Annotated in this window: 17 protein-coding genes; 12 read left to right on the forward strand and 5 right to left on the reverse strand. The window is 37.3% G+C overall.

What is annotated here, in order from left to right:
• Positions 1 to 166: 166 nt before the first annotated feature.
• A complete protein-coding gene (locus tag ACTBZY_RS03195) occupies positions 167 to 1,591 on the reverse strand; it encodes a redoxin domain-containing protein (RefSeq protein WP_463044883.1) in 1,425 nt (474 codons plus the stop codon).
• Between the two features lie 267 nt (positions 1,592 to 1,858).
• On the opposite strand from ACTBZY_RS03195, the gene ACTBZY_RS03200 reads away from it, so the two are divergent.
• On the forward strand, positions 1,859 to 2,497 hold the full coding sequence (locus ACTBZY_RS03200; protein ID WP_463044884.1) for a YdcF family protein: 639 nt from the start codon (positions 1,859 to 1,861) through the stop codon (positions 2,495 to 2,497).
• Between the two features lie 4 nt (positions 2,498 to 2,501).
• Here the strand turns inward: ACTBZY_RS03200 and pfkA are convergent, their stop codons facing one another.
• Positions 2,502 to 3,476 carry a 6-phosphofructokinase gene (gene pfkA / locus ACTBZY_RS03205; RefSeq protein WP_463044885.1) on the reverse strand — a complete coding sequence of 325 codons (975 nt, stop codon included), beginning with the start codon at positions 3,474 to 3,476 and terminating at the stop codon, positions 2,502 to 2,504.
• Positions 3,477 to 3,709: 233 nt separating this feature from the next.
• Between pfkA and ACTBZY_RS03210 the strand changes: the two genes are divergently transcribed.
• Positions 3,710 to 5,596: an autotransporter outer membrane beta-barrel domain-containing protein gene (locus ACTBZY_RS03210; protein ID WP_463044886.1), complete on the forward strand. Its 1,887-nt coding sequence runs from the start codon at positions 3,710 to 3,712 to the stop codon at positions 5,594 to 5,596.
• A gap of 185 nt (positions 5,597 to 5,781) precedes the next feature.
• Here the strand turns inward: ACTBZY_RS03210 and ACTBZY_RS03215 are convergent, their stop codons facing one another.
• The 3 genes from ACTBZY_RS03215 to ACTBZY_RS03225 form a co-directional block, all read right to left on the reverse strand.
• Positions 5,782 to 6,426 carry a response regulator gene (locus ACTBZY_RS03215; protein WP_463044887.1) on the reverse strand — a complete coding sequence of 215 codons (645 nt, stop codon included), beginning with the start codon at positions 6,424 to 6,426 and terminating at the stop codon, positions 5,782 to 5,784.
• On the reverse strand, positions 6,404 to 7,219 hold the full coding sequence (locus ACTBZY_RS03220) for a sensor histidine kinase (protein WP_463044888.1): 816 nt from the start codon (positions 7,217 to 7,219) through the stop codon (positions 6,404 to 6,406). The genes ACTBZY_RS03215 and ACTBZY_RS03220 overlap by 23 nt, the downstream gene beginning before the upstream one ends.
• A gap of 623 nt (positions 7,220 to 7,842) precedes the next feature.
• Positions 7,843 to 8,784, reverse strand: coding sequence for a hypothetical protein (locus ACTBZY_RS03225; protein ID WP_463044889.1), 942 nt, complete (start codon positions 8,782 to 8,784; stop codon positions 7,843 to 7,845).
• Between the two features lie 153 nt (positions 8,785 to 8,937).
• Between ACTBZY_RS03225 and ACTBZY_RS03230 the strand changes: the two genes are divergently transcribed.
• The 10 genes from ACTBZY_RS03230 to ACTBZY_RS03275 all read left to right on the forward strand — a co-directional run.
• Positions 8,938 to 10,734, forward strand: coding sequence for a sensor histidine kinase (locus ACTBZY_RS03230; RefSeq protein ID WP_463044890.1), 1,797 nt, complete (start codon positions 8,938 to 8,940; stop codon positions 10,732 to 10,734).
• Positions 10,731 to 11,354 carry a response regulator gene (locus ACTBZY_RS03235; protein ID WP_463044891.1) on the forward strand — a complete coding sequence of 208 codons (624 nt, stop codon included), beginning with the start codon at positions 10,731 to 10,733 and terminating at the stop codon, positions 11,352 to 11,354. The genes ACTBZY_RS03230 and ACTBZY_RS03235 overlap by 4 nt, the downstream gene beginning before the upstream one ends.
• Positions 11,355 to 11,464: 110 nt before the next feature.
• A complete protein-coding gene (locus tag ACTBZY_RS03240) occupies positions 11,465 to 12,151 on the forward strand; it encodes a hypothetical protein (RefSeq protein ID WP_463044892.1) in 687 nt (228 codons plus the stop codon).
• An 8-nt stretch (positions 12,152 to 12,159) separates the two neighbouring features.
• Positions 12,160 to 12,792, forward strand: a complete 633-nt coding sequence (locus ACTBZY_RS03245; RefSeq protein WP_463044893.1) for a GNAT family N-acetyltransferase — start codon at positions 12,160 to 12,162, stop codon at positions 12,790 to 12,792.
• A gap of 77 nt (positions 12,793 to 12,869) precedes the next feature.
• On the forward strand, positions 12,870 to 13,169 hold the full coding sequence (locus ACTBZY_RS03250) for a LytR/AlgR family response regulator transcription factor (protein WP_463044894.1): 300 nt from the start codon (positions 12,870 to 12,872) through the stop codon (positions 13,167 to 13,169).
• A gap of 339 nt (positions 13,170 to 13,508) precedes the next feature.
• On the forward strand, positions 13,509 to 15,869 hold the full coding sequence (locus ACTBZY_RS03255) for a M1 family metallopeptidase (protein WP_463044895.1): 2,361 nt from the start codon (positions 13,509 to 13,511) through the stop codon (positions 15,867 to 15,869).
• Positions 15,870 to 16,066: 197 nt separating this feature from the next.
• A complete protein-coding gene (locus tag ACTBZY_RS03260; protein ID WP_463044896.1) occupies positions 16,067 to 16,627 on the forward strand; it encodes an RNA polymerase sigma factor in 561 nt (186 codons plus the stop codon).
• Positions 16,614 to 17,159 carry a CHASE3 domain-containing protein gene (locus tag ACTBZY_RS03265; protein ID WP_463044897.1) on the forward strand — a complete coding sequence of 182 codons (546 nt, stop codon included), beginning with the start codon at positions 16,614 to 16,616 and terminating at the stop codon, positions 17,157 to 17,159. The genes ACTBZY_RS03260 and ACTBZY_RS03265 overlap by 14 nt, the downstream gene beginning before the upstream one ends.
• Positions 17,160 to 17,210: 51 nt before the next feature.
• Positions 17,211 to 18,272, forward strand: coding sequence for a hypothetical protein (locus ACTBZY_RS03270; protein WP_463044898.1), 1,062 nt, complete (start codon positions 17,211 to 17,213; stop codon positions 18,270 to 18,272).
• Positions 18,273 to 18,387: 115 nt separating this feature from the next.
• Positions 18,388 to 20,101: molybdopterin-dependent oxidoreductase (locus ACTBZY_RS03275; RefSeq protein ID WP_463044899.1), on the forward strand; the 1,714-nt coding region annotated here is incomplete at its 3' end.

The following is a 20,101-nucleotide window of genomic DNA, read 5'->3' on the forward strand; positions in this document are numbered from 1 at the left end:
CCATTGGAAAAAATGGTTAGAACAAAACAGAATAAAAATTGAAAGTTGGGTAACATTAAAAATAAAAGAGGGGTTTAGACAAAGATAAGAAATAGAACAAACATATACAGATATAAACAAAAAGAGCTACCTGTCGGCAGCTCTTTTCAAAATTATATTCAAAGCCTTACTTACTCTGATTTCTTTTCGCAATCTGCTTTTCGTGGAATTCAATAAATCTATCAAATTCCTCTATAGGAATTCTTTTTCCTATTATTCTCTTTTCAGAATCCAGAATAAATGAGGTAGGAGTGGCATAAACATCATAATTTTCTCTAAAATAATAATGGTGTCCTTTATCCCACAAGTTCAGCATATCACCTGTTTTGTATTTTTCTACAAACTCTTTATGCTTTTCCGTTTCATAGTCTACTGAAACATTATAAATCACAATGCCCTTTTCTTTTGCTTTAGCATTATAGGCCACCAATTCCGGAGCGGCTTCTTTACAGTGACCACAGTCTGGGCTATAAAAATAAACTATCGTATACTTTCCTTTACTTTCTTGAACGGTTCTGGCGTTACCCTCTAAATCATAAACCAAGAGCCTAGGAAAAACTTCACCAGTTCTTAACGGTTTCAAAATCTTAACCCTGTCTTTAAATTTCTTTATTTGATCTTCATCTAACCAATTAGCATCTTTTAAGTAATATTCTTCGGCTAAATGGACAAAAACACCATCAAGACCCACTATCTCACTATTTTCATACTTATTAGTCACCCACCAAAGCACATATCTGTACATTTCTGGGTCCTGCTTAGAAAGCATAATGACCTGATCTGCATTGGCAATAATACTGTCCTGAACTTGATAGACTAGATCTTTGAAATACTTTTCCATTTTAGAAAGGAAAAAAGGCGTTCTCAAGTTTCTTGGGTCGCTGAAATCTATACTATCCCAATAATGAGATTTGTAATAACGATAAGCAAAAGTACTGTCTTTGCTTCCATCGGCGTTTAACGGAATTTCTTTAGGGATTTCTACTTCCTTATTTGCCAAAATCACCTTTGAGGCAAAAGTACCTGCATTATTTTTGGCTACATTGTCGATATAAGTGGAAACTTCGTTTTGAAGCTCATTCATTTTATCTCTGCGTAAGACATTCGCATTAGGGTCGTCTGCTTTTATAGATTGATTAACCGCCGCGGCCTTATCATTCATACTCAAAAGAAACTTCCTATAACCAAACAAAATATCATTTTCTGGAGAATTGGTAAACTTCACAGACTTTACAAAATCCAAAGTATCTGCTTCAAAAGAGAATTTTGGTTCATCGCCACTGACAATGAAGTCATAGTATTTTGCAGGATTTAAAACGATAAGGTAAATCCCTCCTTTTAAAGGTTGATCACCTTTGAAATGATACAGACCAGATTCAGCCTTAACAGAATCTACCTTTATGTATTGATTGTATCCAAAAAAATGAGCGAGATAAACCATCTTATCCTGCGGCCCTCCAGCTAACTTAACAGTAATATCATACCCTTTTTGAGCAGATAATTGAAAAACAAATGACAGTATTAGAATAGCACTTTGTGTAAATCTTTTCATTGGTTTAATTTTAAAACTTTCTATGACGGATTCATACCACTAATTTTACTTTTAAATGATCATTGAAAGTAAAACCTAAGTGGTATGACGCAAATTTAATTATTAACGAAAATATATTTCCAATATTAACATCTCTTTATGTTTTACCTTGTTTCCAAGTTACTTACGTTCTTGTTGATGCCCATAGGGATAATTATCTCCTTAATCCTTGCAATGACTATTTGTAAAAATCGTACCAAAGCTAAACAGTTGGGGTACCTTACAATATTGTTAACATATCTTTTTAGCTCTCCTATACTGGTGAACAAGCTGACTATTCTATGGGAAGAGCCTCAAAAAGACATTGAAAAAATGGAATCCCACGATGTAGGTATTCTTTTAACAGGGGCATTAACAAACGCTTATCTTCCCTATCCAGAAAATATAGACCTAAAAAATTCTGGAGACCGACTTTGGCAAACTTTACACCTTTATAAAGAAGGTAAAATAACAAACATTATCATTTCTGGTGGAGACACTTCCTTATTAAACAAGAACATAAAAACAGAAATAGATTATGCAAAAATGTTTCTTGTAAAGAATGGCGTAGATCCAAATGAAATTTTCTTAGACCACGCCTCCAAAAACACAAACGAAAACGCCTTAAACTCATCAAAATTATTAAACGAAAGCTTTAAGAACAAATCTGTCCTTATCATCACCTCCGCATTTCACATGAAAAGAGCGATGGCCTGTTACAAGAAAAGAGGAGTCAATGCCTCCTCTTTTCCCTCAAATTTCTTATCATTCCATAACAAACCAGATCTCTTAGATTACTTTCCAGATGCCAATGCTTTCCAAACTTCCAGTCAAATAATTAGAGAAATTATAGGAATGGCTGTTTATAAACTAATGGGATATGCTTAATCTATTAGATACTTAAAATATGTACCATTCTTAACAAGTCCTCATGAATAGGCTTTGGCTTTTGGATGGTATCGATGAAAGGCGTGTAGACTAAATTATTATTTACAATACCCGCCATTACATTCTTTTCGCCATTTATAAGACCTTCTATAGCTCCTAAGCCAAGTCTACTTGCCAAAATCCTATCATAGGCCGTTGGTCCACCACCACGCTGAATATGTCCAAGGGTAGTTACCCTAATATCTAGTTTATCTCCAACTTGCTTCTTGATTTTTTCTGCTATTTCTGGGGCATGACCCTCTTCATCTCCTTCTGCAACCACTACTATAGAAGAAGATTTAGATCTTTGCCATCCATCTTTCAGTGTAGAGATAACTTTTTTCAATGGAGTATGTGTTTCAGGAACCATCACAATTTCTGCTCCTCCACCTATTCCAGACTGAATAGCGATATAACCAGAGTCACGACCCATTACCTCAATAAAAAAAACGCGGTCATGAGAATCTGCCGTATCACGAATTTTATCGATAGCCTCTAGCGACGTGTTTACGGCCGTATCAAAACCAATAGTATAATCGGTTCCATACAAATCGTTATCTATCGTTCCTGGACATCCTACAGTAGGTATTTGATATTCATTATAAAAGACTTCTGCTCCTGTAAAAGTACCATTACCTCCAATAGCTATCAAACCATCTATTTCATGAGACATAAGGGTCTCATAAGCTTTCTTTCTTCCTTCAGGAGTCATAAACTCCATACTTCTAGCTGATTTTAATATAGTCCCGCCTCTCTGTACTATATTACTCACGGATCTAGAATCCATGCTTTTGATATCACCGGAAATCATCCCTGAATAACCACGGACTATACCGTACATATCCAGTCCATGATAAATCCCTCCTCTCACTACAGCTCTAATACAAGCGTTCATTCCTGGGGCGTCTCCACCCGATGTAAATATTGCTACTTTTTTCATTTGACGTAATATGGTTTCAACAAACGTGGCAAAAATAATCAGATTTAGGGATTAACACCATTTTGATCCTGCCTGTTTATTACGCAATAAATAAATTTTTCAATCAAAGTCATGGTAAATCATACATAATTAATATTACACCTTCCATTGGCACGTTTTTTGGGCTCCAACAAGCATATACGCTAAAATGTCAAATAAAAGATTTTGTAGTTAATCGAACTAAAGGAAAAAAAATGAATCTACGACTAAAAAAGAACGCTTTCTTAACGCTCTTCTTTTTGATTTTACTTGGATTGTCGCAAGTTAAAGCCCAAACAGAAGGAGGAGTAGGAATTGGAACAACAACACCGGACAATTCTGCCATATTAGATCTAAGTTCTAACAACAAAGGTCTCTTATTACCGCGAATGTCACTACAGGACAGAGCTGCCATCAAAGACCCCGCAAAGGGTTTGATAGTTTATCAGACCAATTTTATGTCTGGACTCTATATTTACGACGGAAATCAATGGACTACAGTAAGTAACACAGAAGCAAGATTAACTGCGGAAGATACTTCTATCTGGAGCACCATTGGAAATGCTGGTCTTAAAGCCGAACAAAACTTTATTGGAACTACAGACGAAACCGCTTTAGTTTTTAAAGTGAATAATTACAAATCGGGCTTAATTGACCCCGAAAGAGGAAATTTATTCCTAGGTTATCGTTCTGGTCAAAACTCTGCAGCTTATAACTCCGTGGTACTCGGCTCTTTAGCCATGCAAAAGGCAAATACCAGTGGAAACAATATTGCTTTAGGTTTCCAATCCATGTTTAATAATGAGAATGGAGGACATAACGTAGGAATAGGAACAGGCTCATTAGTGTCCAATATTTCTGGAAATAACAACGTAGCCATAGGTTCTTTGTCTGGATATAAAGCCACAGGAGCTAGCAATGTATTCCTAGGCTTTCAGGCTGGATATTCCGAGCAAGGAAGCAATAAGTTGGTCATAGCAAACGAAGCAAATCGCTCCCCGCTAATCTATGGAGACTTTCTTCAAGGCAGACTTGGATTCAACACACAGGAACTTACATCTACTGTAAATATCAACAGCGATGCTGCAAACACCAGCGGACTGCGATTTTTGAAACTGACTAACCAATCACCTGTTTCTAATTCATCTGGAAAAGTCTTAACCGTCAATGGAAATGGAGAGGTTATATTAACCTCTGATTTAACTGGTGAGGCAGCCTCAACCTATTGGACCGCTACTTCAAACAAGATTGAAAACTCCAACTCTGGCGTCGTAGCCGTTAAAAATGATTTGACTGTTGGAAATAAAATAACCGTAAAAAACCTTTCTGTAGGCTCAGACGGATTAACACTACCCTTCTTAAATCAATCGAATAAGATTTTAGGTTTAAATGATGCAGGGAAAGTAATCACCGTTGATATGCCTACGAGTGGCAACGGAGGAACTCCCTCTGGTACTAGCGACCAGTGGTATTATAGTGCTTCAGGAGATCTGACCGCAAATATTTCGAACTCCAACAGAGTTTCGATGTTTGGTATAAATGTGGCTTGGGGTGGTATTAAGTTTACAGAACTAAACTCTACCTATGCCAACCCATTCCCTTCTAACGGTTTAGCCTTATCACTGGATGAATTAGGAAATGTAATCCTAACCAAAAACGCTGACGGCGGCACAGGCTCGGGTTCAGGAACAGGAAATAGTAAATGGAGTCAATCTGGGAACATCATTTTCACACCTACCGATAACAAAGTAGCCATAGGTTCTGGATTAACTTCCTTACCAGATGGCTATCTCTTATATGTAAAGAAAGGAATATTGGCAGAAAGAGTGAGAGTGGCCGTAGCGACATCATCAAAATGGGCAGATTATGTATTCAAAGACGATTATAAACTAATGCCTCTTCATGAAGTCGAAAGCTTTATTACTGAAAACAAACACTTGCCAAACGTACCATCTGCAGCCGAAGTTGCCGCATCAGGCATTGACATGGCTGAAATGGCTGCCAAACAAATGGAGAAGATTGAAGAACTAACACTTTATCTAATTGATGCCAACAAACGTATTGAGAAACTTGAAAAAGAAGTAGCAGCCTATAAAAAATAATTTTACAAAAAACTCTTAAAAGACCCACTTGGTGCATACCGAGTGGGTTTCTTATTTAAGCCCGCTTATGCATTAGTCAATCTCCCGACTTTATTGGGACCGTAACTAAATTGCTTCAAATCAGCAGGTAAAACCAATTAAAGTACTTTAATACTCATAACGATTCCCCCAACGCATAATCCTGTTTAAAGACTAACTATGCCATTTCTTATGGCAAAAAGTACCATCCCCACCCTACTTTTGACATCTAACTTATAAAACAGATTTTCTCTGTAGCCATCTACTGTCCTTGGAGATATGCACATCTTATCTGCTATTTCCTTATAAGTAAATTCCGAACACGCCAATTGAAGAAATTCATATTCTCTAGCCTGATATGTAATATCCGAACTAACTAACTCCTTTTTCTTTCCATTCAGAGAAGAAAGCAAAGTATTTGCCACCAAATCACTGTGATAATATCCTTTGGAGACCAGCTCATTTAGTGCCAATTCCAAATCGTCGGTATCAGAATCCTTTAGAAGGTAGCCTTTGGCACCACAACGGAGCATTTTTATAATAGCCTCTTCGTCATCTTCTACAGAGAGTGCCATCAATTTTATAGACGGAAATTCTTTCGTAAGACGCTGGGAGGTTTCAAAGCCATCCATTACAGGCATATTTATGTCTATTAGGGCTATGTCTGGTAGGTTTTGAGCATCTAAGCTTGACAAGAATTCACTACCATTAGCGGCATGATGCGTTACTTCATAATTATCAAACCTGCTAATGAGTTCTCCAAGAGCATTTCTTATGAGACTGTGATCGTCAATCAGTGCGACTTTTTTCATGGCTAGCGGTAGTTTTAGGGATAGATAGCTTGATTTGGGTTCCATTTCCAATGCTGCTTCTTATCTTTAAATCTCCACTTATTAGTTTTGCTCTATTCAACAGGTTTGCTAAACCAGCTCCTGAATTAAAACTTTTTAGGCTAGATTTTTCTCTAAAATCGAATCCGCAACCATCGTCAAGTACATCTAAAGTATAGACTTCTCCGATTTTCTGCAAACTTACTTTTAAGTTTTTGGCACCAGAATGCTTGATAACATTCTGAACTATCTCCTGAAAAATCCTAAAAACAATGATTTCAATTTGTGCATCAACCTCCAAAACTCTTACCACACATTGAAATTCAACATTAAAAACACCCACTTTAGAGAGCCTGTCTACTTCAAAATCTAGAGCATTAATAAGCCCCCCATTTAGAATATTATCCGAATTAAGTGTTTTAGATAGCCCTCTTAGATCCTTTATGGCTTTACTCAAAAACTCCTTACTATCCCCCACTCTTTTTATCCCAGGGTGTTCATCGTCAATGGTATTCAGTTGAATTTTTATCAGACTAAGCATCTGCCCAATGTTATCATGAATTTCACGAGCAATATGCTTCATGGTGTTCTCCTGCACCTCGTTTTTGGCGGTAAGAATTTCTTCCTTGAATTGGGCTTGTAGATTGGCCTTTTCTAGTTTGTGGGCTTGTTGGCGTTTAGAATGTATAAAAAAGAAGCTGACGATAAAGATCATCAGCACCAACATAATCAAGGTACCCCCTATGATGACAATGACGACTTCGTTGACTTCCATTGGATATAAAAACCGTAAGTGATAAGAGAGTAGTAGATTATGTTTAGGAAGTGGTTTATAGAAAATAAGCTACGTGCCAACAATGGGTTTTGGATAACTAAGGAATTTAAGAATCCAGAAAGAAAAAAGAAACCTGTATTGAAAACCAGCATACCAGTCACAATCCAAAAATGAGGGTTTGTTCTCAGATCCATCTCCGAATTTAACAACTCTCTTAGATACCAAATACATAAGAGAATAAAGCAAAAGGAAGGATAAAGAAATGCTTTGTAGTCCGCTATATTCTCAAAATTCTGTTTAATAAGGCTTGCAAAAAAAATTAACAAAACTGGCACCCCTAGAAGTACTATTAATAAACCTTTTAATTTTGATTTAAGAACTTGATAAAAGTAAAGTCCAATAAAAAGAAATTCAAAAGGGCCGTAAAGAGTGTAAAGTATAGGCTTAACGGCTTTATCAGTATCCCAATAAAGAAAATAGAAACCTAACCATTCAACAAAGGTTGTAATAATGAGATAAATGACAACATATCGAAGACTATTTTTAAAGGATAAACTTATAAACCCTACTAGACAAGCTATTGATAATATAAACATGTAAACAAAGTTTAATACAATCATCTCTTAAGGGCAGCAGCCTTGGCCACGATCACCGTAGTCAAAATTTAAAAGTGAAGATCCTGAACCGCTAACTGTTGGAATCTTTATTCGTTCATATTTTGAAAATATTAAAGTTGACACCCCAGATGTATCAGGGCAAGGCCTTGCGTTAGAAACTACATTAGGAGAAATATCATACCCCGGGATCAAATAAATGTCCGGCAAACCCTTGTCAACAAAATTATCCTTAACATACTTTATACTTATTTGCAAATTATGTATGATACCACACAGATTGTTGCACTCTTTAAAAAAAGGGTGCCTGGATTTGCCATTTGTGCTATTGTTATTGTAAACTTCATTGTTTCTGTTCTTATAATAATTCGAATTTCCATTTCCCGTCCAAATAAAATCCTTAGCGTCACTGTCCCTATAACAATCTGGACTAGTTTGATATGGGGAAATCCCACCGAATTGAAAAGCCAGATTTTCCTGATGTGGAATTCCAGGTAGACTATCATCCCTCTCAGCAAACCTTATGTATAAGTCTGTAAACCCACGAATTTCGAGTGTATCAACTAAATGACTGTAAAGTATTCCAGTTTTAATTGAATATGGTGTTTTGCCAGAACTAGGGTGTCTTTGAAATTTATACTTTTTAGAAACTGTCAATTGCCCTTGACCCTGGGCTGGCCTGTGATCGGATTCAACTCTTTTAATTCTCGATATATCTTCAAATACAAGTTCTTCGGCTTCGAATGGGTCGAGTCCAATTATTGAAGGAGCAAAAAGCATAACTCTAAATACTTCTTGGGCATTTTTCTCAATTGCGTGGTTTTTAATGTCCTTAATCACTTCGGAATTGGTCATGTCAGCCCATGCTGATTCTCTATCCTTTTTAATTTCTTCAAAAATTCTTTGGGAATCTTGAATTAGTCCTGGGTTGCTGTCTAATTGAAATGGCATAGTCTTTTTTTACCAAATCTAAAAAAAACAGAAAGGTTATTCCACGGGAAAAACACCCTATTTCTAAAACCGAGCAAACCCCCTATCTTAGCAAAAAAAGCCAAAATAAAACTAATCCAAAACATAGCACCCACCTACAAAGCGATAAAGCCGATGCTTTATCTTTTACTGCTTGCGATACTAAGTTCTTGCAGCTTGGAAGACCAGAAGGTGAGGAATATGGTGCCAGAGCAGGTTGTGGTGAAACAGCTGGTGACTTTTATTGACAGCACCCATACACTGGGTATTGAGGATGTGTGGGCCAAACCCTCGCTTTTTAAGCCCTACCCGGGGCCAGAGATTAATTACGGGCACTTGAGAGATGCTCTCTGGGTAAGAATAACTTTAGAGAACAAAACAGACTCTCTGAGAAAATTTTACTTTAGCTCAGATCAGGTTATTCTGGAAGACGTTCGTTTTTACGATAAAAAAGATAGCATTTGGAATGAAGAAAAATCAGGTTGGGGCCTCGCCGCCAATCAAAAAAACACTCCCTCTTATTTGCATGCTTTCAAATTTGAACTTTTACCAAAAGAACAAAAAAACTATTTCTTTAGAATAAAAAACGAATATCAAGTCGTCAGACTTCCTTTGCATCTCTATTCCAAAACCCAGTTTTATGGGCATTATGGTTTTTATGTCTTTTTAGACGGCTTGGTGATTATGGCATTGATTACTTCTATTTTATATGCCATATACAACCTTATTTTTTCACGGAAAGAGCGAATTCTATTTTACTATCTGCTTTATGCCGCCAATTTCTTAGTTTTTTATGGCATCCGTATAGCCTCCCCAGCCCATATTACCTCGGCATACCCATCGGTTCTTAACTACTTTGTGCATATTTTCATATTTACCAGTACCTATGCCTTTGTTAAATTTGGAATACGCTTTATAGACCCCAATAAAGATGACAAAAACCCCATCTTAGAAAAGATCATTGACGTATTCTTTGGCTTAACCATCTTGGTGTCATTGCTCCCAAAATATTCTGATTCTACTATTTTCAATAGTATTAAACTCACGTTTTTTGTTGGCTCCATTCTATATCTCATTTGGTACATGATTATCCGCTTTAGGAAAAGTCTTCTCTCCAAGATTTATTTCTTTATGGGAATGCCATTGATTATTTCTGGATTAGTGGAGGGCCTAACCAATGTTTTTGGAATTCTAAAAATCCCAAATCAGTTTTTTGAAGCCTTCCGAATTTCCATTTGTATTGAGATGTTGTACATTCTTTTTGCGTACATCTATCGAGAAAAAATACTGACATCTATTATTCAAAATAGATTAAAACAAGCCGAATTTAAACTTCTGAGGTCAAAAATTGACGCCCAAGAAGCCGAACAGCAGAGAATTGCGGTGGATTTACATGACGACCTAGGAGGTACCCTATCTACTTTAAAAAGATTGGTTTATGATAACCTTCTAAATAATGTTCCCAAAAGGGAATCGGAAGCAATCAAAAATTTAACCCAAAAGGCAGGAGACGACCTTAGACGCATATCTCATGCCTTAATGCCACCTGAGTTTGAAACAACTGGCCTTGTAGAATCTGTAAAGGAACTTTTAAGGAGCAATAATTCTGACAAAAGGAAAATACAATTCATACAACACGGGGAGCCGCAAAAACTTAAGAATTCCATTGAACTCAACGTTTATAGAATAGTGTCAGAAATTTTTCAAAACATCAATAAGCACAGTAAAGCCACCAAGGTTTTGGTGCAATTCATTTGGACCGATAATGAGCTAACCCTGATGGTTGAAGATAATGGCAGCGACTTTAGAAACGCTGAATCTGGTATGGGAATGAAAAACATGCGAATGAGGGCGGAATATATCGGAGGCTTCATTAACTTTGATTCCAACGGAATAGAGTCTACTATTACGTTAGAAGTACCCCTTAAATGACCACTAAAGTACTTATTGCAGACGACCATCAGCTTTTTGGCAATGGTTTAAAAGAACTTTTACAGAAAGGTAATCTGTATGAGGTTTATGGTCCTATAAAGCATGAGGAAGAAATAAAAAAAACCATCTCCGAGCTTAGACCTGCTGTACTTTTGCTAGATATCAATCTAAACGGAACCAACGGCATTGAACTGGGAGAAGTATTAAAGAACGATTTTCCCGAGCTTAAAATCATCATCATTACCATGTATGAAAACATGGCTTTTTTAGCTCAAAGTAAGGAGGCCAATTTAGATGGTTACTTATTAAAAGATTGTGAAACCACCGAACTGCTAGACGGCATAAAAAAAGTACTACAAGGCGGTTCCTGTTTTATAGAGATTGAAAATGCTTTTTTTGAGAATGAGTTTTTCAAAGACCGCTTTTTAGAGAAGTATAATATTACCGAGCGTGAGATGGAAATTATGACTCACCTGAAAAATGGAAGAACCAATGAAGAAATAGCCAAGAGGTTATTCTTAAGTTTCCATACCGTAAAAACACACCGGAAAAATATCTATAACAAGCTAGGTGTCAATAATTTAGCGGAACTCATAGATTTCACCTCACAAACTCCGTGAAAAACACCCCCGCTTTTCACCCTATCATTTAGGGTCTAATTCATCTGTTTTAAGAAGCTATTAAGTCAGAATTTTGGAATACCAATTCTAACACTTAAAAGCATATAACCATGACAGAAGAACTGATTTTAGACCAAAAAATGGAAGGCTTTATGCATCAACTTACTCAGAAAGTTAATGCCGCCAACCTATTATTCGAAAAGAAATTGAAGTCCAATTTCCCTGAAGGCTTACAAAAGGAACAATACATTAGATACCTTCAAATGCAGTATCATTTGACCAAAGGTGTACAAGAAACGTTTTTGGCTCTTGCCGCTCATAGTGACACCCGAACCTATAAAAAACTGCGACCCTTTTTGATCAACTTTGCTTATGAAGAAGAAATGCACTTCAAATTGGCCGAAAAAGATTTAAAAAACCTTGAAGCCCAAACTGGTGAAATGCCATTTCTGGTAGAAGTCTGGTGGGCATACCAGAAAGAAGTAGTAAAAAACAAGCCACTGGAAAGACTTGGAGCCACAGCTGTTTTAGAAAACATTGGAAACTATGCGGCACCTATTATAAAAAAGCTAATGGGTTCTGCCACGTTTATCAGTAAAAAGAACACCACTTTTACCCAGGTCCATATGCATGAAGCTCTACCTCATGGCGATCAAATTTTGGATGCTTTAGCCCAAGAAAATTTCAGTGTATTGCATCAAAAACAACTTTTAGAGGGTGCTGAACGAGCTACTTGGCTATATGCTTCATGCATCTATGATTGGATCATTAATGGTTTCATTATCAACCCTAATTAAAAGAATCCATGGATATTTCCACCGTTAACACTCCAGAAGAGCTCGCTGCCATTAAAGCCCTTAGATACTCCGTAAATAAGGACGAATTAGGTAAAGATTTCCTGTTCCAAACAGAAGATACTGGCGACCAAAACGCTCTTATTTTATACGCCAAAAGAGAAGATCTAATTATTGGAAGTTTAAGATGCTCCTTTACTTTTTTTCATGACGGCATTAAAACGTATTGGGGTATAAAAAAGCCCGATTTTAACTCCAAAGTAGCCTTAGTAGACCGGCTAGTGGTGCATCCAGCGTATCGTAAAACCAGAGTTACCTATGATTTAACAACGGCCATATACAAAAACGCACTTTTAGAAGGTGCACATATGGCTTTAATTGAAACAGAAGAGCATTTGGTGAAAATGTACAACAAAATTGGTTTTCAGGTTTATCGTGAAATAAAACATGATTACGGTCTACGTTTCCAAATGTTTATTAACCCATGGGACTCCGCCTATCTAAACAGCATCAATAGCCCATTTTTCAAAGAATATCTCGCTTATATTCAGTTCGTAAACTCATTCGCACTGGCGGACTTCAGTGGTAATACATCTAAAACTAAAAACCAAAATACCCCGAACGGGGTATTGCCTGTCCCCTAGCATTCCCACTACATTTGAACCTTGTGCAAAACTTATAAGACAGGAGATTATTTTCAAAATAAAACTTCAAAATCGCCATGACCATAGAAAACAAACATACCAATGCCGAAATACTTTTTTTGGAAGCGGATATTAATTATACTAAAATACACTTTAAAGATGGCAGTAATAGACTTTCCTCTTATACGCTTGGCAATCACCAAAAATCACTTGATTCATTTATCCGAGTAAGTAAAAAACACTTGGTCAATCCAAAATTCATTGGGACTTTTAACCGACATGGCAATTATGCCGAACTCAGTTTGAAAAATGGATTTAAAGTGAAAGTTTCTAGAAGAAAAATCAAAGAAGTACAGACTCAACTTACCACATCATAAATTTACAGCAAAGCTTATAAACATATTTAAAACCCCTTTTTATCTATTTAACTAAATCTGCCCTGCCCAAAAGCCTCACGTAAGTGGGGCTTTTTAGGTTATTCCAGCTTAGAGGCCACCTTCCTCATGCTCTGATATACCCCCTTATATTCACAAAACATTCAAAGGCATTCTTGATGAAAACCAGTATCATCTATAAGATTTTCAAGAAAAAAGCAACATTAACCATACTAAAGTGGTCTGATTAAAATCAAAATTATAGATTTCTCCATTCTTCCCTAGTTAACTATTTTTTCAATAACCTTATATTTGAATTTTTAAAACAATCATCAGTCAACTATGAACCCAAAAGTATTCGCATTTAAACGCCATAAGACTTTAATATCCAGTCTTATGACTTTCATTATCAGTATATCTTTCGCTACCGCACAGATTAAAAGCACACGTCTTTTTGAGCAACTTGGAGAAGATTTACCAAGTCCAAACGAATACAGAACAGGTTCTGGAGCTCCTGGACATGCCTATTACCAGCAAAAAGCCGATTATAAAATCAAAGTGGAACTGGATGATAAAAATCAAAGAATTATTGGCTCCGAAGAAGTTACTTATTATAATTTCTCTCCAGACCCTTTAAAATACATCTGGGTGCAGTTAGACATGAATATGTTTAAGGACAATTCTATCAATGCACTTTCTAAAACGGGTGGCATTGATTCTAAAATGACATCTGGTCAAATTAATGGCTTGCAATCTGCCAGTTCCGTTTTTGGTGATGTGGACAAAAGCAGAGAGCGGGGTTATGACATTACCTTGGTGAAGGATTTACAAGGTAAAGACCTAAAATATACCATCAATAGCACGATGATGCGTATTGATTTGCCAACGCCCTTACTTAAAGGACAATCATTCGCATTTAAAATTGACTGGTCATATAATATGGCTGCTTATTACGGTCGTTCGGGTTTTGAGTATTTTAAAGAGGATGATAGCTATAACTATTTTGTAGCTCATTGGTTTCCAAGAATGGCAGTTTATGACGACGTAAACGGCTGGCAGCACAAACAGTTTGTAGGTAATGGAGAATTTGCCCTTGTTTTTGGTGATTATGAAGTGGAGATTACCGTACCAACAGATCATGTATTAGTAGCCACTGGCGAGTGTCAAAACTATAGTCAAGTACTTACGAAAGCTCAAAATAAAAGAATGGAAGAGGCTGCAAAAGCCACCAGTCCAGTGTTGATAGTTACGCCAGAAGAAGCCGCCGAAGCTTCAAAAAAGAAGTCTGACAAGAAACAAACTTGGAAATTTAAAGCCAAAAATGTGCGTGACTTCGCTTTTGCTTCTTCTAGAAGATTTATCTGGGATGCTATGCAAACCGACGTTTATAATAATGGCCGTAAAATATGGAGCATGTCTGTTTACGGTAAAGAAGGAAACCCACTTTGGGGTCAATACAGCACTAAAGTAGTAGAGCATACCATGAAATCTTATGGTGAGCGTACTTTTGAGTATCCTTACCCAGTGGCCATTTCTTGTCACTCTACCGCTGGTGGAGGTATGGAATATCCAATGATTTCATTTAATGGTGGACGACCAGAAACAGATGGCACCTATTCTAATGATGTCAAAAAAGGAATGATTGGCGTAATTATTCATGAAGTAGGTCATAACTTCTTCCCGATGATTGTCAATTCTGACGAACGCCAGTGGACATGGATGGACGAAGGTCTAAACACTTTCTGCCAGTACCTGGCAGAACAAGAATGGGATAGCGACTTCCGCTCTAGAAGAGGAGAAGCACAGAGCATAGTGGAATATATGCGTTCTGACCCTTCTATGATGCAGCCCATCATGACCAATTCTGAACAAATAATCCAGTTTGGAAACAATGCCTACGGAAAACCAGCAGCAGCTCTAAATATTCTTAGAGAAACGGTTATGGGCAGAGAGCTTTTTGATTATGCCTTTAAAGAATACGCTCAAAGATGGGCCTTTAAACACCCTAAGCCTGCTGATTTCTTCAGAACTATGGAAGATGCCTCTGGCGTAGACCTAGATTGGTTTTGGAGAGGGTGGTTTTATACCACAAACCCGGTAGACCAAGAGTTAGTTGGTGTGGAATGGTTTGTGGCAGATGCCCAAGACCCTGCAGTAACTAAGGCCGACGAAAAAAGAGCTTATGATATCTCAAGAAATACAACATCTGTAGAAAGAAACAAAACGGATATCAAAAGTACCGTGGAAGAAAGCGACAAAAGATACCAAGATTTCTACAGTACTTTTGACCCATATAAAGTAACGCCACAAGATCAAGCTAGATTTGAAAAATACAAAGCCAGTTTAGCCGAGGATGATAAAGTAATCATAGAAGTAGGAACAAACTTTTATGCTTTGCATATCAAAAACAAAGGCGGTTTGGTGATGCCGGTAATTGTTCAGTTGGATTATGAAGATGGCACTAACGAAGTCATGAGGTTTCCAGCAGAAATATGGAGAAAGAATGCAGAGGAAATTACTAAAACTATTCCTACGGCTAAAAAAGTAGTGAAATTCACGCTTGACCCTTTCTTAGAAATAGCGGATATAGATACCTCTAATAATACTTATCCAAGAGGACAAGCTCAGCCAAGTAGATTTGAACTTTATAAATCAAATAGAGGAAGAACTGTAAACCCTATGCAGGAAGCTGCTCAAAAGTAAGTTTTTATTGACATCCGGCAGCACCTAAACTGCCGGATGTTTTTTTATAGCTCGTCCACTTATTTTGCCATTCGTGCAACATCCCCTTTTCCAATCAGACTTTTAGACATAGCTTTACGGCGGTTCAGTATACCCGAACTTGACCAAATTTGAACAAAACAATTATTCCCTCGTGCGGGTAGAGGTGCCGAAATTGATTGACACCTAATAAATACATAGAAAAGAACTCCGTATTAGTGGAGAAATGTAAGCAAGGCGACCGCAAGGCACAGTACCAGCTTTATAAGCTCTACTCTAAAGCCATGCTTAATACCTGTATGCGTTTTGTAAAACAACAAGGCGAAGCAGAAGATGTATTGCAAGAGGCCTTTATTGACGCCTTTACAAAAATTGATTCCTTTAGAATGGAATCATCATTTGGTCTTTGGCTGAAGCAAATAGTGGTGAATAAATCCATTAATTACCTTCGGTCAAAAAAACTGGATTTAGTGGATATTGAAGACCACAAATACCAAGTAGAGGAGATAGAGGAACCTTGGTACGACGATGATGATAAAAAGTACAAAATAGAACTCATCAACACGGCAATGCCCCTTTTGCCGGATGGCTACCGAACGGTGCTAAGTATGTACCTTTTTGAAGGCTATGATCATGAAGAAATTGCCACATTTTTAGGCATAAGTGAGAGCACCTCAAGAACACAATACATGAGAGCAAAACAGAAATTATTACAATTAATGAGCAATGGACAAGCTTAAAAACTATATAGAAAAAAACAGGGCGAACTTTGACCATCATGAGCCAAGTATGGATTTATGGTCAAAGATTGAACAACAGCTTTCAGAAACTCAAAAGCCAAAAGAAATAGCTTTTGTACCCAAAAGATGGTTTAACTGGAGAGCCGCCGCTTCTGTCATCCTTCTTCTCAGTATAGGGTACACGGCAGGGAAATACTGGAGGCCTGTAACTGAAAATAACGAAATCATTACCCTCAGTCCAAAATACGGTTCAGAGGTAATCCAGTATACCTCATTCATTGACGCTAAGAAAAAGAAACTTAATGCCTACGCTTTAAGCGACCCTGAGCTCATGAAAGATTTTCAGGAGGATCTAGAATCTTTAAATGGATCATTTGAAGATTTAAAAAGCAACTTGCCTAATAATCCTAACCAGGAGGAAATTTTAAACCGAATGATTGACAATCTAGAGTGGCAAATGCAACTTTTAGATCAGCAATTAGACATTATAATAAAGAAAAGGCAAGAAGAAGACAAAAAAGTAATTGTCTAGCCGTCAATTAGAAATGCGGCATTTATTCTCGTTTAATTTAAATTATTAATAATGAAACAGTTCATCATTTGTGTTTTGCTTTTAACAGGCTACACTGCCATGGCTGGCGACTTATGTACGTGTATTGATGTAAAACCTGGTAACGGTGAGTTTACGCACCTGATAGAAAAAAAGAAATCTGTTAGTTACTCTTATAAGCTAGACACTCAAGACCCTGTAAGCATAGAAAATCATTTTGGAGATGTTAAAGTAAAATTTTGGAACAAGAATCAGGTGAGGGTAGATATTACCATTACTGCCAATGCTCCCACCGTAGAAAAACTAGACGCTTTTTTGAATATTGTAAATATTCAAAGTGTCAAAGAAGGTGGAGAAGCCCGATTTGTAACAAAACTAAATTGCTATAAATCAGCCTTTGGCAATAACATAAGCAAAGAAGACGAGAAGAATTTCCTTAGGGTTGATTACCAAGTCTATATGCCAGAAAACCATAACCTCTCGGTCAACAACTCTCATGGAGATGTTTATATTCCAGCGTTTAATGCCGTTTTAAAAGTAAAACAGGATTATGGTAATTTATATACAGACCATATAAAAAATTCTAGTTCCGTTATTGACGTGAATTTTGGTAAAGCCTTTATTAAATCCATGACTGGAGGGGAACTAAAAGCTAAACAAACATCATTACTCATAGACCGAGTTCAAAACGTTTCTATGACCAATACATGCGGTAGTTTGAAGGTTTTGGAAGCTAATAACTCCCACATAAAAGCGACTTATACAAAAGGATATATAGGAAAAGTTAATGAATCTTGCGAATTCACGGTTAACTACTCAAAAGACTTTAAACTCGGTGAAATACTGGAAGATGTGGAACAACTTCAAATTTCCACTTCTTATACCAATTTTGAGCTACCACTATGCCTTAAAGGCACTTACGATTTAAGAACAAACTGTAAGAACACGGATGTGGTGATGAACGAGAAATCTAAAATTCAGCTGATTAATTCACCGAACAGCTCTCAGAAAAACTATATTATTGGTGGCGATAACTCCGAACGTGCCACCAAGGTTCATCTTACCACCAACTACGGGAAAGTGGAAGTCAAGTAATTTAGCATTTCTAAAAAACACAGGGTCTGAATAGAAATATTCAGACCCTTTTTTGTGCTCAATAATGCCACTAAATCGTTACATTTAGTTTCTTCAACAAACCCTATAAAATAAAATGCAGCAGTTTCATTATAGAACTTGCAACCTTTGCGAAGCTATGTGCGGACTAAAGATTACGCACGAAAACCAAGAGATAATTAAAATAGAAGGCGATAAAAAGGACCCCTTTAGCCGAGGTCATATTTGTCCTAAAGCCTACGGACTTAAAGAAATATACGAAGACCCTGACCGACTAAAAACACCAATAAAAAAGGTTGATGGAGAGTGGCAGCCCATTTCTTGGGAATTGGCCTATAAAGAAATAGCTACCAAAATAGTAGAACTTAATGTAAAGCATGGCCCAGACAGTATAGCCGTATATCAGGGTAATCCCAGTATTCATAATTTAGGAACCACACTCACTGGACCTAGATTCTTCAAAGCCCTCAAAACCAAAAACATTTACTCTGCCTCCTCTTCAGATCAAATCCCCCATCACTTTGCTTCATGGCAAATGTTTGGGCATCCCATGTTGATACCCATCCCCGACATTGACCTTACAGAGCTCTTCATCATCATTGGTGGAAATCCAATGGTTTCTAATGGCAGCATGATGACCGTTCCAGACATTGGAAATAGGTTGAAGTCAATTTCCGAAAGAGGGGGCAAGATCATCGTTATAGACCCTCGTTATACCGAAACCGCAGCAAAGGCAGACCAGCACATTTTCATTCAACCTGGAACAGATGCTTGGCTATTTACGGGCATGTTAAAACATATTTTTGATGAGGATTTGATCAATATGAATCATCTTAAAGATTTTACAGACGGACTGGCCGAATTAAAACTGGCAATGGCAAGCTTTGATATCGCCATTGCTGCTGAAAAAACGGGCATTGACCAAAGCACTATAAAAGATTTGGCTACACAAATAAGCCAAACAAAAAAAGCAGCTCTTTATGGGAGAATGGGCATAAGCACCCAAGCCTTTGGTGGATTAAATAATTGGCTCATCAATGCCATAAACATCGTTTCTGGCAACTTGGATATAGAAGGTGGCTTGTTATTCACGAAGCCCTTGGTAGATTTTATTGGTAAAGCCAAACCTAAAGACAGATATAACAGATGGCAAAGTAACGTAAGAAACTTTCCGGAATTTTTGGGTGAATTGCCTGTAGCATGCTTGTCGGAAGAAATTGAAACCGAGGGGAAAGGTCAAATAAAAATGTTGATGACCAGCTGTGGAAATCCAGTACTCTCAATTACCAATGGTAATAGACTAGACAAGGCTCTAGAAAAGTTAGAATATATGGTGAGTTTTGACATCTACCTAAACGAAACCACCAAACACGCAGATATTATTTTACCTCCCGCCACAGGTATAGAAACGTCTCATTATGACCTAACATTTAATGCATTAGCGGTAAGAAACACGGCCAAATACTCCCCTGCCCTATTTCCAAAACACCAAAACGCCAAATACGATTGGGAAATTTTTCAGGAGTTAGGACAAGCTCTGGCAAATGCTGCAGGCGTACCGCCACAAAACGGTGGTAAAGTCTACACACCTGAAGAAATGCTAAAAATTAGTCTCAAACAAAACGACTACCAACTAAGCTTCAAAGATTTAGAAGAGCAAAAGCATGGCATCGACCTCGGTCCTTTGAAACCGCAGCTACCTGAACGTCTCGGAAATGAAGATAAACGAATTAAACTGTGTCCCGAATTATTGATGGAAGACCTCAATCGTTTAAAGCAGTGGTCAGAAAAAAAAGCGGGTTATCTACTTA

Source organism: Arcticibacterium sp., from assembly GCF_055134445.1.

What these genes read in the sequence shown, in the direction of transcription:
- ACTBZY_RS03195 (WP_463044883.1), bottom strand. Translation starts at nt 1,591, where the DNA reads ATGAAAAGATTTACACAAAGTGCTATTCTAATACTGTCATTTGTTTTT.
- pfkA (WP_463044885.1), bottom strand. Translation starts at nt 3,476, where the DNA reads ATGAAAAAAGTAGCAATATTTACATCGGGTGGAGACGCCCCAGGAATG.
- ACTBZY_RS03210 (WP_463044886.1), top strand. Translation starts at nt 3,710, where the DNA reads ATGAATCTACGACTAAAAAAGAACGCTTTCTTAACGCTCTTCTTTTTG.
- ACTBZY_RS03215 (WP_463044887.1), bottom strand. Translation starts at nt 6,426, where the DNA reads ATGAAAAAAGTCGCACTGATTGACGATCACAGTCTCATAAGAAATGCT.
- ACTBZY_RS03220 (WP_463044888.1), bottom strand. Translation starts at nt 7,219, where the DNA reads ATGGAAGTCAACGAAGTCGTCATTGTCATCATAGGGGGTACCTTGATT.
- ACTBZY_RS03225 (WP_463044889.1), bottom strand. Translation starts at nt 8,784, where the DNA reads ATGCCATTTCAATTAGACAGCAACCCAGGACTAATTCAAGATTCCCAA.
- ACTBZY_RS03230 (WP_463044890.1), top strand. Translation starts at nt 8,938, where the DNA reads ATGCTTTATCTTTTACTGCTTGCGATACTAAGTTCTTGCAGCTTGGAA.
- ACTBZY_RS03235 (WP_463044891.1), top strand. Translation starts at nt 10,731, where the DNA reads ATGACCACTAAAGTACTTATTGCAGACGACCATCAGCTTTTTGGCAAT.
- ACTBZY_RS03240 (WP_463044892.1), top strand. Translation starts at nt 11,465, where the DNA reads ATGACAGAAGAACTGATTTTAGACCAAAAAATGGAAGGCTTTATGCAT.
- ACTBZY_RS03245 (WP_463044893.1), top strand. Translation starts at nt 12,160, where the DNA reads ATGGATATTTCCACCGTTAACACTCCAGAAGAGCTCGCTGCCATTAAA.
- ACTBZY_RS03250 (WP_463044894.1), top strand. Translation starts at nt 12,870, where the DNA reads ATGACCATAGAAAACAAACATACCAATGCCGAAATACTTTTTTTGGAA.
- ACTBZY_RS03255 (WP_463044895.1), top strand. Translation starts at nt 13,509, where the DNA reads ATGAACCCAAAAGTATTCGCATTTAAACGCCATAAGACTTTAATATCC.
- ACTBZY_RS03265 (WP_463044897.1), top strand. Translation starts at nt 16,614, where the DNA reads ATGGACAAGCTTAAAAACTATATAGAAAAAAACAGGGCGAACTTTGAC.
- ACTBZY_RS03270 (WP_463044898.1), top strand. Translation starts at nt 17,211, where the DNA reads ATGAAACAGTTCATCATTTGTGTTTTGCTTTTAACAGGCTACACTGCC.